General features: G+C 72.0%; 11 protein-coding genes. 8 read left to right on the top strand and 3 right to left on the bottom strand.

Going from position 1 to position 12,811, the window contains the following annotated elements; genetic code table 11:
- Positions 1–128: 128 nt before the first annotated feature.
- Positions 129–1,406 (top strand): hypothetical protein, encoded by a 1,278-nt coding sequence (locus tag BO64_RS11975; protein ID WP_496403538.1) that lies wholly within the window; start codon positions 129–131, stop codon positions 1,404–1,406.
- Positions 1,407–1,640: 234 nt separating this feature from the next.
- The gene (locus tag BO64_RS11970; protein ID WP_496403537.1) at positions 1,641–2,771 is read left to right on the top strand and encodes an alpha/beta fold hydrolase; all 1,131 of its coding nucleotides are present in this window, start codon (positions 1,641–1,643) and stop codon (positions 2,769–2,771) included.
- Here BO64_RS11970 and BO64_RS11965 read toward each other — a convergent pair.
- The gene (locus BO64_RS11965; protein ID WP_496403536.1) at positions 2,768–3,139 is read right to left on the bottom strand and encodes a helix-turn-helix domain-containing protein; all 372 of its coding nucleotides are present in this window, start codon (positions 3,137–3,139) and stop codon (positions 2,768–2,770) included. The genes BO64_RS11970 and BO64_RS11965 overlap by 4 nt on opposite strands.
- A gap of 136 nt (positions 3,140–3,275) precedes the next feature.
- Between BO64_RS11965 and BO64_RS11960 the strand changes: the two genes are divergently transcribed.
- Together BO64_RS11960 and BO64_RS11955 are read left to right on the top strand one after the other, a co-directional pair.
- Positions 3,276–4,685 carry a helix-turn-helix domain-containing protein gene (locus BO64_RS11960; RefSeq protein ID WP_496403535.1) on the top strand — a complete coding sequence of 470 codons (1,410 nt, stop codon included), beginning with the start codon at positions 3,276–3,278 and terminating at the stop codon, positions 4,683–4,685.
- Positions 4,686–4,761: 76 nt separating this feature from the next.
- A complete protein-coding gene (locus BO64_RS11955; protein WP_496403534.1) occupies positions 4,762–5,622 on the top strand; it encodes an enoyl-CoA hydratase-related protein in 861 nt (286 codons plus the stop codon).
- Between the two features lie 11 nt (positions 5,623–5,633).
- Here BO64_RS11955 and BO64_RS11950 read toward each other — a convergent pair whose 3' ends face one another.
- Both BO64_RS11950 and dgcA read right to left on the bottom strand, forming a co-directional pair.
- A complete protein-coding gene (locus BO64_RS11950; protein WP_496403533.1) occupies positions 5,634–7,382 on the bottom strand; it encodes a tetratricopeptide repeat-containing sulfotransferase family protein in 1,749 nt (582 codons plus the stop codon).
- A 73-nt stretch (positions 7,383–7,455) separates the two neighbouring features.
- Complete coding sequence (dgcA, locus tag BO64_RS11945; protein WP_496403532.1) at positions 7,456–8,430, bottom strand: N-acetyl-D-Glu racemase DgcA; 975 nt, start codon at positions 8,428–8,430, stop codon at positions 7,456–7,458.
- Positions 8,431–8,656: 226 nt separating this feature from the next.
- Between dgcA and BO64_RS11940 the strand changes: the two genes are divergently transcribed.
- The 4 genes from BO64_RS11940 (at position 8,657) to BO64_RS11925 (ending at position 12,803) form a co-directional block, all read left to right on the top strand.
- Entirely contained in the window at positions 8,657–9,391 is a 735-nt protein-coding gene (locus tag BO64_RS11940; protein WP_496403531.1) for a hypothetical protein, read from the top strand.
- A 40-nt stretch (positions 9,392–9,431) separates the two neighbouring features.
- Positions 9,432–10,457, top strand: a complete 1,026-nt coding sequence (locus BO64_RS11935; protein ID WP_496403530.1) for an adenosine deaminase — start codon at positions 9,432–9,434, stop codon at positions 10,455–10,457.
- 79 nt (positions 10,458–10,536) lie between these two features.
- The gene (locus BO64_RS11930; RefSeq protein WP_496403529.1) at positions 10,537–11,748 is read left to right on the top strand and encodes a parallel beta-helix domain-containing protein; all 1,212 of its coding nucleotides are present in this window, start codon (positions 10,537–10,539) and stop codon (positions 11,746–11,748) included.
- Complete coding sequence (locus tag BO64_RS11925) at positions 11,745–12,803, top strand: SO2930 family diheme c-type cytochrome (protein WP_496403528.1); 1,059 nt, start codon at positions 11,745–11,747, stop codon at positions 12,801–12,803. The genes BO64_RS11930 and BO64_RS11925 overlap by 4 nt, the downstream gene beginning before the upstream one ends.
- The last annotated feature ends 8 nt before the right edge of the window (positions 12,804–12,811 follow it).

Below are 12,811 nucleotides of genomic sequence, written 5' to 3'. Positions count from 1 at the left end.
ACGGCTCAGCCATCCTGTTGATGGACGTCAAGGCTCAGCCGCCCTCGGGACGGTAGCGGCACCGGGAAACGGCCGCCGCGGCCTTCGCCTCGGCCGCCGGGGTGGCGTGAAGATTGGACGGGCGGGGCGTGACAGTGCGTTTGACCATGCGGATCGTGACGCTCGTCGTCGTTGCGATGCTTGCGGTGCTCGGCGACCTCGGCTTCACCCGCAAGCGCCTCCAGATGACCGCGGGGCCGCCCGCGAGCGTCACCGTGGCCGGCGCCTGGAACGGCGTCGCCCCCTGCCTGGCCGACACCACCGCCGACTACGTGACCGCCCGGAGCGGGCCGCGGGAGAAGGCCAGCATCGCCGGCTTCAATCTCGAGGGCGCGGCCCTGGAGCTCGCCGCCTTCGAGGCCCTCACCGCCGCCGCCGAGCTGAAGGTGGTCCGCGGCGCCGAGCGGTGCCGGGACGTGAACTGCGCCGCACGCCTGCTGTTCGGCCGGGAGCACGGCCCGCGGATGCTCCGACTGGCCCTGGAATACCACTACCTCCCCTTCGGCCCCGACGGCCGGGTCACCCGGCACTGGTCGGTGGAGGAGCTGGACGAGGTGATCGCCGCCTTCGCCGACCTGCCTCCCAGCCTGTTCCCCCTGTCAGAGGACTACCGCCGCATCTGGCACGACCACGACCGGCTGCACCGCCTGGCCGCGGGCCTTGGCGCCGGGGTCGAGGTGGTCGCCCGGGCCGGCGCCGGCGTCGAGGGGATCATCATCGGCGGGGGCTGGCACAGCGCCGACGCCGCCGAGCGGCGCGCCAGCCTCGTCCACGAAATCGCCCATGAGTTCACCCGCGCCCGGGGCCGCACCTTCAACTGGCGCGACGCCTGGAAGGACCAGATGGCCGCCGACGACGCCCGCACGGGCGGCGCCTCCTCCGCCAATGTCTCGCCCTATGCGGCGGCGAGCGTCGACGAGGACTTCGCCGAGAGCGTCTCCGCCTACCGCTACCGCGCTCCGTTGTTGAAGCGCATCGCGCCCCATCGGTACGAGTTCCTGAAGGTCTGGGTCTTCGACGGCCTCGAATATGGCTCCGCCGCCGCCTGCGCCGCGCCGTCCCTCAGCCATCAGGTGGACGAGGCCGCCCGCAGCGCCCTGGGGAACGGCCTGACCCTGATCCGCGACGAGCCGGCGCTTCGCCAGTGCGCCGCCAAGCAGGGCCAGGACGCCTGCCGGGTCCAGGCCGGTTACGCCCAGGCCTTCCGCAGCCACTGGCGGGCCCTTGGGCTACAGCCGGAAGTCGCGGCGGAGTCGGCCCTCAGCGCCCTGCTCGCCAATCGACGCTTCGTCGCCGACGCCGCCGAGCGCCTCGCCGAGGAAGACTTCCACATCCCGGCCTCCGGCCGCCGCCTGACCGCTCGCTGACGCCCTGCGCAGGCTGCGAGACCTCGTGGGCGTCTCCGGCCGTTTCAGCGTGCTTTCAGCGAAGGCCGGCGCTCAACCGGCCAGCTCCTCGTCGTCCCGCCAATCGTCCGGGTTGGCGTCGATCGAGGCGCAGGCCCGCGCCATCGGTGAGCGGAGACGGCTTGCGGCGGCTGCGCGCGGCGCCTAGCTCAACCGCAAATGGTGCGGATACGCAGAGCCGAGGGGGAGTGGTTGATGCGGGCGCTGATCGGTTTTCTGGCCACCACGGCCCTGCTTGCGGGCCCTGCCTTCGCCCAGCCGGCGTCCGAGCCCTCGCCGGAGGCCGCCTACGCCCAGGCGCGACCCATGATCGCCGACCGCCAGAAGATCGTGACGCCCAACGGCGTGCAGTCGGTGGAGCAGATCCGCCTGGGCGGCATGGACCAGTGGGTCTCCATCCGCGGCGCCGACAAGTCGAACCCGATCCTCATCTATGTGCATGGCGGCCCGGGGGCGGCGGAGATGGGCCGGGCCTGGCCCTACCAGGAGGCCTGGGAGGAGTTCTTCACCGTCGTCCAGTGGGACCAGCGCGGAACTGGCAAGACCCTGCGCTCGAACGGCGCCGAGGCCACCCGCCCCACCCTCAGCCGGGCCCGCATGGCCGAGGACCTCGTCGAGCTGATCGCCCACCTGCGGCAGCGCTTCGGCCAGGAGCGCGTGGTCCTGCTCGGGCACTCCTGGGGCAACGCCATCGCCATGGACGCGGCGGTCAAGCGCCCGGAGTGGATCAGCGCCTATGTGGGCGTCGGCCCCCTGATCGCCATGCGCGCCAACGAGGCCTCCCAGTATCGCCAGCTGCTGGCCCTGGCCGAACAGCGCGGCGACGCCGAGGCCCTGGCCGAGCTGCGCGCCATCGCCCCCTATCCGGGCGAAGGGCCGCTGCCGTTCGAGAAGGTGAACGTCGTCCGCGAGTGGGTCATGAAGTACGGGGGCCTCGCGGCCTATCGCGACAACGCCGACTTCTACTTCCGCGCCGCCCGGCTCTCGCCCGACTATGACCTCGCCGACCGGCAGGCCATCGACGAGGGCGGCCAGCTTTCGGTGGGCACGCTGCTGCCCGAGATGACCCGCATCGACCTGATGACCGTCAAGCGCGTGGACTTCCCGGTGCTGATGTTCCTGGGCCGGCACGACCTGACCACGCCGTCCGACGTGGCCGAGGCCTGGATGAACGGCCTGACGGCGCCGCTGAAGAAGATCGTCTGGTTCGAGCATTCCGCCCACCTCGCGCCGCATGAGGAACCGGGCCGGTTCCTTATGGCCCTGGTGGACGAGGTCCGGCCCCTGGCGACCGGAGAGCCGAAGGCCGGAAAGCGCCGCCCCTAGGCCGCCTCTTCCTGCAGGCTCGGGATCAGGGCGTCGACGGCGGCCAGCTCCCGCGCCAGCTCCTCGCGCCGGGACAGCAGCTTGCGCAGGGCCACCTGCGTGCCCGTTCCGGCCCGCTGCTCGGCCTCGAGCACCTGCCGGATGTCGCGCAGGGGCAGGCTCACCGAACGCAGGCGCGAGATCCACGACAGCTTCTGCCGCGTCGCCCCGTCGTAGTAGCGATGGTTCAGCCGGTCGCGCCGGGCCTCGATCAGGCCCTTCTCCTCATAGAAGCGCAGGGCCCGCGGCGTCATGCCGAACAGCCGGCAGGCGTCGGCGAAGCCCAGGCGGGGCAGGTGGTGCAGATTGTCGGGGCGCCGTCCGAGCATTTCCATCTTCCCTATTTTGTTTTGCGAACTTGAGGATCACGTTCGGTAGGGGAGCAAGCGCGCTTTCGGTCTGGATTTCAAACGAGAACGTGCGAAGACTTTGCGCCTCCTGAAGCGTGTTTTGTGAAATTGTGAAATGTCGGAGAAGCTGTTCGTCGGGCCCGAGGTGCGCCGCCTGCGCCAGGAGCAGGGGCTGAAGCTTCAGGCCTGCGCCGAACGGCTCGGCATCTCGGTCAGCTACCTCTCCCAGATCGAGGCCAACCAGCGGCCGGTGACCTCCCGGGTGCTGCTGTCCATCGCCGAGGTTTTCGGGGTGCCGCCCGAGGTGTTCGAGGCGCGCGAGGACGAGCGGCTGATCGCCGACCTGCGGGAAGCGGTGGCCGAAAGCGCCCATCCCGGCGCGCCCGTGGCCCTCTCCGAAATCCGCCGGGTGGCGCTCCAGGCGCCGGCTTTCGCCCGCCGGTTCCTCGACCTGCACCGGGCCAACCAGCGCCTCGCCGAGCGGCTGAACCTCACGGAAGAGGCCGTGGCCCTGGACGAGACCACCGCCGCCAGCTCGCTGCTCCCCTACGAGGAAGTGCGCGAGTTCTTCCACGACAAGGACAACTACCTCGACCAGCTCGACCGCGCCGCCGAGGCGCTGTCGGACGCCGTTGGCCTGGCCGACGGCGAGCCGCCCGACGCGCGCCTGATCGCCTGGCTGAAGGCCCGCCAGGACGTGACCGTGGTGCGGGGCGCCTCGGGCGAGCTGATGCGGCGCTACGATCCGGCCACCCGCACCCTCTGGGTCAATCCGCGCCAGCCGGCGGAGACCCAGACGTTCCAGCTCGCCTACCACCTGGCCGCCGCCGAACTGACCGAGGTGATCGAGGCCGAGCTCGCCCGGGCCCGGTTCCGCACCGCCGAGGCGGTGGATGTCTGCCGGGTGGGCCTCAGCAACTACGCCGCCGGCGCCCTGCTCATGCCCTACCGGCGTTTCCAGGCCGCCGCCCGGGCCCTGCGCCACGACATCGAGGCCCTGGCCCTCACCTTCCACACCAGCCTCGAACAGGTCTGCCACCGGCTCTCGAACCTGCAGCGGCCGGGCCTGCGCGGGGCGCCGATCTTCTTCGTGCGCATGGACTACGCGGGCAACATCACCAAGCGCCACTCGGCCACCCGCCTGCGCTTCGCCCGGTTCGGCGGCGCCTGCCCGCTCTGGAACGTCCACCAGGCCGTGGGCGCCCCGGACCGCTTCCTGGTGCAGGTGGCCGAGATGCCAGACGGCACGCGCTACCTGTCGGTGGCCCGCAGCGTCGCCAAGCCCTCCGGCAGCTACCTGACGCCCGACCGCCACTTCGTCCTGGGCTTCGGCTGCGAGATCGGCCACGCCGACCAGTTCGTCTATTCCGAGGGGATCGACCTTTCCGGCCCGGCCGCCCGCATCGGGGTCAGTTGCCGGATCTGCGAACGCAACGACTGCCCGCAGCGGGCCTTCCCGCCCGTGGACCGCCCCCTGCGCGTGCCGCCCCACGAGCGCCGGATGGTGCCCTTCCGCCTGGACTGAGGGTCGCCCGCGCCCGGTTGCCTGCCGCCTCGTCAAGGCGCGCTCAATCTTGGGCAAACGCATAGGGAGGCGCCCCATGGGCTACGAGACCCTGCTCTACGAGGTGGAGGGGCCGGTCGCCACGATCACCCTCAACCGTCCCGACAAGCTGAACGCCTACACCAGCCGGATGGGCGTCGAACTGGCCGACGCCTTCCGACGGGCCGACGGCGACGATGCGGTGCGCGCCGTCATCGTCACCGGCGCCGGGCGGGGGTTCTGCGCCGGGGCCGACATCAGCGCCGGCGCCGGGGCCTTCGACGCCGAGGCCGAGGGTTCGGTGGCCTTCGCCGCCCCGGGACAGGCGCGGGCCGAGGACGGCGGCTTCGTCGGGGCCATCTTCAACTGCCGCAAGCCCTCGATCGCGGCCATCAACGGCGCGGCCGTCGGCGTGGGCGCGACGCTCACCCTGCCCATGGACATCCGCATCGCCGCCGAGGGCGCCCGCCTGGGCTTCGTCTTCGCCCGCCGCGGCCTGGTGCCCGAAGCCGGCAGCGCGTGGTTCCTGCCGCGGCTCGTGGGCCTGCCCCAGGCCCTGCGCTGGTGCCTCTCGGGCCGGCTGATCCCGGCCGAGGAGGCGCAGGCGGGGGGCCTCGTCAGCGAGGTGCTCCCGCCCGACGTCCTCCTCGCCCGGGCCCGGGAGATGGCCCTGGAGATCGCCGAGCACACCGCCCCGGTCGCCGTGGCCCTCACCCGCCGGATGCTGTGGCGCTACGGCGCCGCCCCCGATCCGTGGGACCTGCTGAAGCTGGACGGCCCCCTGTCCATGGAGCTGGGCGCAGGGGCGGACGTGCGCGAGGGCGTGGCGGCCTTCCTCGAGAAGCGCCCGCCGCGCTTCCCGGGCAAGGTCAGCACCCACATGCCCCGCAAGGCGGGCGACCTCGGCCGCGCGGCCTGACGCGATCCTGCCTAGGCGGCCGGCGCCGCCGGATAGGCGTCCAGCACCGGCCCGAGCGCCGCCTTTAGCGGGCCGAGCCACGGATGGTAGCTGCGCCACAGCCCCTCGTCCGCGGTCTCGTCCTCGCAGGGCCGCAGGCAGCCCACCTCGAAGGCCAGGCCGCAGTGATCCAGCAGGCGGCGGATTTCCACCTCCGGCTCCGCCGCCAGCCGCTCGTGGATCACCCGATGGACCCGCCCCGGCGCCACGGCGTCGAGATGGGCCATCAGCGCCACATAGTCGGCGTGGGCGCGGCCCAGGTGCTCGAGGTCGCAGGTGAAGCCCGCCCCCTCGGCGACGGGCTGCCGGAAGGCCGCAACCGCGCAGGCCAGCGGATGGCGCCGGACATCGATGATCCGGGCGTGCTGCAAGGCCGGCAGGATCAGGCCAAGGCGCGTCCAGTTCTCCGGCGCCGCGTCGACGAAGAACGGCCGCCCGAGCCCTGCGCGCCGCCGGGCCTCCGAGAGATAGGCCTCGCCCAGGGCCCTGAGGTCGTCCGGCGACAGCCCGGCCGCGATGTCCGGGTAATCCGGGCCTCCGCCGAGCCCCCGCACGAGCCCCATCAGGTCCGGCGGCTGCACAACCGCTTCCACCTGGCTGTGGCCGGAGAGGATCTGCGCCACCAGGGCGGCTCCCGCCCCCGGCATCCCGACGATGAAGATCGCATCCGGCGCGGGCGCGCCCTGCCCGGGCCGGGCCGCCAGGACGTCCGCCGTCAGCAGCGCCTTGCACCGGCGCACCTTGGCGCTCGTCTCCTCGGGATCGTAGGCCAGCTCGTATTTCCGCTGGGCGTTCCCTTCCGCGTAGGACCGGAACGCCTCTTCGTAGCGGCCGCCCGCCTCATGGGCTCGGCCCAGGGCGAAATGCAGGTGGACGCGGTCCTCCTCCGAAAGGTCTAGCCGGGCGAGCTGGACCTCCATGGCGGCGACGTCGTCGGGCGTGACGCCCGCTCCCAGGTTGGTCAGGCCCCACCAGGCCTCGCCCAGGCCGGGGGCGAGGGCCAGGCTGCGGCGATAGGCGTCCACCGCCTCGGCCCGGCGACCGGCGGCCCTCAGCGCGTGACCATAGCCCATCCAGGTCCTGGGACGGCGCGGGTGGGCCGCCAGCACCTGGGCGAAAAGCCGGATCGCCGTCTCGTGCTCGCCGGTCCCCGCGAGCGCGGCGGCCTTCAGGCTGAGATAGGCCGGATGCTCGGGATCGCCCGCCAGCAGCGCGTCCAGCTGGGCCAGGGTCTCGGCCGCCTTGCCGCGCCGGTGGAGCAGGGCTGCATAGTTGTGCCGCACCGGCGTGAAGCCGGGCGCCAGCTCGATGCAACGGGCCAGCAGCGCCTCGGCCTCGTCCTGAAGACCCAGGCGCATCTTGGTCTCGGCCAGCATCCGGATCGCCGCCGCATCCCCGGGCCGCGCCTCCAGCCGCGCGCACAGCATCTGCTCGGCATAGGCCAGGCGGTTGTCGACGAGGGCGTTGGCGGCGGCGATCATCTCGGCGTCCTGCACCGAGCCCTTCACCGAGCGCAGATAGGCCTCCTCGGCGGCCGCGGTCTCGCCCTGCCTGCGCAGGGCCGCGCCCAGCAGGCGCAGGGCGTAGGGATGTTCGGGGAAGGCCCGAAGAATCTCCCGGATCTGGGCCTCGGCCTGGGCGGGATCGCGAATGAGGATATTGGCGGCCCGGGCCAGGGCCGCCTCGACCGTGCCAATGGGCGCCTTGGCCTCGCTGCTCACCGTCCCCCCGGAAAGCTCCCCGGAGGATGAAGCGGCGGATGCGGCGCGGCTGTCAACTCGCCGCCGCGATCAGTCAGGCGGCTTGCACGGGATCGCCCCAGAACCCCGGCTCGGGCGGATGCAGCACGCCCCGCTCGAAGCGGCAGCCGCCCGGGCGGTCCTTCGCCAGCCACCAGGGGCCGTCCAGGTCCAGGAAGTCCGCCTCGCCCGCGAGGACGAAGGCCGGGGCGATGGCCAGGGAGCTGGCCACCATGCAGCCCACCATCAGCGACAGGCCCTCGGCCCGGGCGGCCTGGGCCAGGGCCACGGCCTCGGTCAGCCCCCCGGCCTTGTCGAGCTTGACGTTCACCGCCTGGTAGCGGCGCACGATGGTCGGCAGGTCGGCCCGGGTGTGGACGCTCTCGTCGGCGCAGATCGGCGCGGGATAGGTCAGCCCCTCCAGGACCGCATCGTCCCCGGCCGGCAGCGGCTGCTCCACCAGCACCACATTGCAGCGGGCGATCGGGTCTTCCATCGCCTTGAGGATGTCGAGGGTCCAGCCCTCGTTGGGATCGACGATCAGGCGGGCGGCGGGCGCCGCCTCGGCCACGGCCAGCAGGCGCTCGGCCGGGCGGTCAGCCGAGAGCTTCACCTTCAGCAGCGGCGCATCCGCCGCCGCGGCCGCCGCCTCGGCCATGCCGCCGGGCACGTCCAGGCTGATGGTCACCGCCGAGGGCGTCGGCTCGGGCGGCATCCGCCCCAGCATGTCGTACACCGCCTGGCCGTCGCGCTTGGCCAGCAGGTCCCAGAAGGCGCAGTCCAGGGCGTTGCGCGCCGCCCCGGGCGGCAGGCGGTCCAGCAGCACCTCGGGATCGCCGCGCAGCGCGGCCATCACCTTGCCGACGGTCTCGTCATAACGTGCGTAGGGCACGCACTCGCCACGGCCGGTCAGGCCGTCCTGGGTCAGCTCCACCACCACCACCTCGGCGTGGGTCTTCACCCCACGGGAGATGCGGAACGGGGCGCGGAGCGGGTGGCGCTCGAAGCGGACGTTCAGGGTCGGGGTCATGCGCCCCTTCTCCCCGATCAGAGGCCGTCCGTCGACCTCAACCGAACGCGAAGATGGCGAACACCAGGAGCCCGCCCGCGATCATGGCCAGAATCACCGCCGCCTGGCGAACGCGCGCACCCATGCCCCGGCAACGCCGGGATCAGGATCGATGTTCCCGTCCCGTTCGACAGCTTGGCCATACCGTGCTTTCCTCCCCGCACGAGAAACAGGGAGACGCCCCCCAATGACCGCAACCGCCGCCGTGCAGCCGGGCAAGATCGATATCGTCCGGATCATCGGCGACACCTTCCAGGTGCTCGGCCGCAACGCTCAAAACTTCTTCATCCTCTCAGCCCTACTGGCGGGCCTGCCCGGCCTGATCGTTCTGGCGACCACGCCCGACCTCGGCCCCGGCGCGGCGGGCTTCGGGGCGGGCATGCCGCTCGCTTGGCTTCTGAGCGTGGTCGCCGGAGCCGTCCTGCAGGGGGCCCTCATCTATGCGGTCATCCAGGACCTCAACGGCCAACGCCCGCCCATCACCGACCTCGTGTCCTTCGGCCTGCGCAACATCCTGCCGCTGGTCGGCGTCTCTTTCCTGCTCGGCATCGCCGTCATGCTGGGGCTGATCCTGCTGGTCGTCCCGGGGGTGATGATGGCCTGCGCCTGGTGCACGGCCACGCCCGCCCTGATCGCCGAGCGCACGGGCGTCATCGGAGCGTTCCGCCGCAGCGCCGAGCTCACCCGCGGCAACCGCTGGCGGATCCTCGGCCTGTTCGCGATCTGGGTCGTGGCCGTCCTGCTGACGAGCGGCGTCATGGGCGCGTTCGCCTTCCTTGGCCCCGCCGTCGCCGTGATCTTCAACGCCGTCCTCTCCACCGTCGCGGGCGCCGTCGGCGCCACGGCCATCACCGTGCTCTACGTGGAGCTGCGCCGCCTGCGCGAGGGCGACTCGGCCTGGCTCGCGCAGGTCTTCACCTAGGTCGCTTGACCGTGCCGCGGATGGGAGGATGCTGCGGTCCATGAGCCCGCTCGCCGACTTCATCCGCGGCCTGCCCAAGGCCGAACTCCATCTGCACATCGAGGGCAGCCTCGAGCCCGAGCAGATGTTCGAGTTCGCGCGGCGCAACCGCGTCGCCCTGCCCTTCCGCAGCGTGGAGGAGGTGCGCGCCGCCTACGCCTTCTCCAACCTCCAGGACTTCCTCGACATCTACTACCAGGGCGCCAGCGTCCTGCGCACCGGGGAGGACTTCCAGGACCTCGCCCTCGCCTATTTCCGACGGGCGGCCGCCGACGGCGCCCGGCACGTGGAGCTGTTTTTCGACCCGCAGACCCACACCGACCGCGGCTTGCCCTTCAGCATCGCCATCGACGGGCTGCTGGCCGGGATGCGGCAGGCCGAGGCCGAACTGGGCGTCAGCTCCAGCCTGATCCTCTGTTTCCTGCGCCACCTGGACGAGGACGCCGCCTTTTCCACCCTGAAGGCCGCCGAGCCCTACCTCGACCGCCTGCTCGGCGTGGGGCTCGACAGCTCCGAGGTCGGCCACCCGCCCTCCAAGTTCGCCCGGGTGTTCAAGGCCGCCCGCGAGCGCGGCCTCAAGCTGGTGGCCCACGCCGGCGAGGAGGGCCCGCCCGAATATGTCTGGGAGGCCCTCGACGTCCTCGGGGTCGACCGCATCGACCACGGCAACCGCGCCCTGGAGGACGAGGCCCTGGTGCGCCGGCTCGTGGCCGAGGGCATGACGCTCACCGTCTGCCCGCTCTCGAACCTCAAACTGTGCGTGGTGAACGACCTCGCCGCCCATCCCCTCAAGCGGATGCTGGCCCTGGGCCTCAAGGCCACCGTCAATTCCGACGATCCGGCCTACTTCGGCGGCTATCTGGCGCAGAACTGGACTGAAACCGCCGAGGCCGTCGGCCTCACCCGGGACGAGCTCGTCACCCTGGCCCGGAACAGCTTCACGGGCGCCTTCCTCGGGCCCGAGGCGGTGGCCCGCCACCTGGCCGAGATCGACGCCTATGTGGCCGGAGCGTCCGCCTCCGCCTGAGGGGCTTGCATCCCTGGCCGAACGGCGTCACCTCAAAACTGAACGGCGCGTCACGACGCCGACGACGAGGGAGGATTCCATGACCCGGCTCATGGCCGCCGCGGCGGCGTTCGCGCTCCTGGCCGGCGCGGCCCAGGCCAAGACCATCGCCGTGGCGCCCGGCCCCGATGCCCAGGAGCGGCTGCAGACCGCCCTCCTCGACGCCAAGCCGGGCGATGTGGTGGAGCTGGCCGCGGGGCGCTTCGAACTCACCGACGGCCTCTCCCTCGACGTCGACGACGTGGTCGTGAAGGGCGCCGGCCCCGACGCCACTGTCCTTTCCTTCAAGGGCCAGAAGGGCGCAGGCGAAGGTCTGCTGATCACTTCCGACAAGGTCGTCGTCCGCGATCTCGGCGTCGAGGACACCCGCGGCGACGGCATCAAGGCCAAGGGCTCGGACCAGATCAGCTTCGTCAATGTCCGGGTCGAATGGACCGGCGGCCCCAGCGAGAAGAACGGCGCCTACGGCGTCTATCCGGTCAGCTCCACCAATGTGCTGATCGACCGCGTGGTGGTGCGCGGCGCCTCCGACGCCGGCATCTACGTCGGCCAGTCCAGGAACATCGTGGTCAAGCGCAGCCTGGCCGAGTTCAACGTCGCCGGCATCGAGATCGAGAACTCCTACAACGCTGACGTCTTCGACAACGTCACCACCCGCAACACCGGGGGCATCCTGGTCTTCGACCTGCCGAACCTGCCGCAGATGGGCGGCCACTCCACCCGGGTGTTCCGCAACCGCGTGGTCCAGAACGACACCCGCAACTTCGCCCCCAAGGGCAACATCGTGGCCAGCGTGCCCACCGGCGCCGGCGTCATGGTGATGGCCAACCGCAACGTCCACGTCTTCGACAACGAGATCGACGGCAACCAGTCGGCGGCGGTGATGCTGGTCAGCTACACCGAGACGTTCGACGACGCGTCCTACAATCCCCTGCCCCGCGACGTGGTGGTCCGCGACAACCGCATCGGCCGCAACGGCTGGGACCCGACCTTCGACGGCGGCAAGCTCCTGGCCATGGTCAGCGGCGGGACGATCCCCCCGGTCCTGTGGGACGGCGTGGTCAGCTGGAACGGCGGCGAAACGGCCCGGGTGCGGCTCACGGATGGCCCGGTGCTGAACCTCAACCTTCCTGCCCCCGGCGAACTGGCCAAGGCCCGCCCCAAGGTGGCCGCCGACGTCGGCGCGGATCTTGAGCTGGCCGAGCCCCCCGCCGTGGTTCTGCCCAAGTCCCAGGCCGACCTCGGGACGTGACCGTGCGGCGTCTGGCGGCGATCGCGGCCGCCCTCCTCTGCCTGGGCGCGGCCCCGGCGACGCCGGGCCCCGACTTCGCCCGCCTGCTGGACGAGACGCCGGCTCCCAGGCTGTCCGACTATCGCCTGCCGCTGAAGAACGCGGGCCGAGCGGCGGGGCCGGGCCTGACGCCCTACGCCCTGAACGCCCCCCTGTTCAGCGACTATGCCGAGAAATACCGCTTCGTGGCCCTGCCCCCGGGCCAGTCCGCCGCCTACCGCGCCGAGGGGGCGTTCGACTTCCCGGTGGGGACGGTGCTGGTGAAGACCTTCGCCTATCCCGCCGACCTGCGCCGGCCGGACGACCAGGTGCGCTCCATCGAGACCCGCCTCTTGATCCGCAAGGCCGATGGCTGGGCCGCCCAGGCCTATGTCTGGAATGCCGACCAGACCGACGCGGCGCTCAAGCGGGCCGGAGCGCGGATGCCGGTGGAGGTCGTCGACCTGGCCGGCCGGGCGCGGACCATCGACTATGCCGTGCCCAACCAGAACCAGTGCAAGGAATGCCACCAGCTGGACAAGGCCGTGGCGCCCCTGGGCCCCAAGGCGCGCAACCTCAACGGCGACTTCGCCTATGCGGGCGGCCGCGAGAACCAGCTCGCCCACTGGGCCCGGACCGGCCTCCTGGCCGGCGCCCCGTCCGATCCTCGCCAGGCGCCCCGCACCGCCCGCTGGGACGATCCGGCCGAGCCGCTGGCGGCCCGGGCCCGGGCCTATCTCGACGCCAATTGCGCCCACTGCCACCACCCGCGGGCCATCGCCTCCAACAGCGGCCTGTTCCTGGAGTGGGAGCAGCCCGAGGGCCCGGCCCTCGGGATCGGCAAGCGGCCCGTCGCCGCCGGCCGCGGCTCAGGCGGGCTGGAGACGGCCATCGCCCCGGGACGCCCCGAGGCCTCGATCCTGGCCCACCGCATGGCCTCGGACGAGCCCGGCGTGATGATGCCCGAACTGGGCCGCTCGGTGACGCACGAGGAGGGCCTCGCCCTCGTCCGCGCCTGGATCGCCGAGATGCGCTGAGACGGGGC

The sequence above is a fragment of the Phenylobacterium composti DSM 19425 genome, assembly GCF_059568645.1.
Note: the sequence above shows the minus strand (reverse complement) of the source record. Positions and strands in the feature narration are given on the sequence as shown.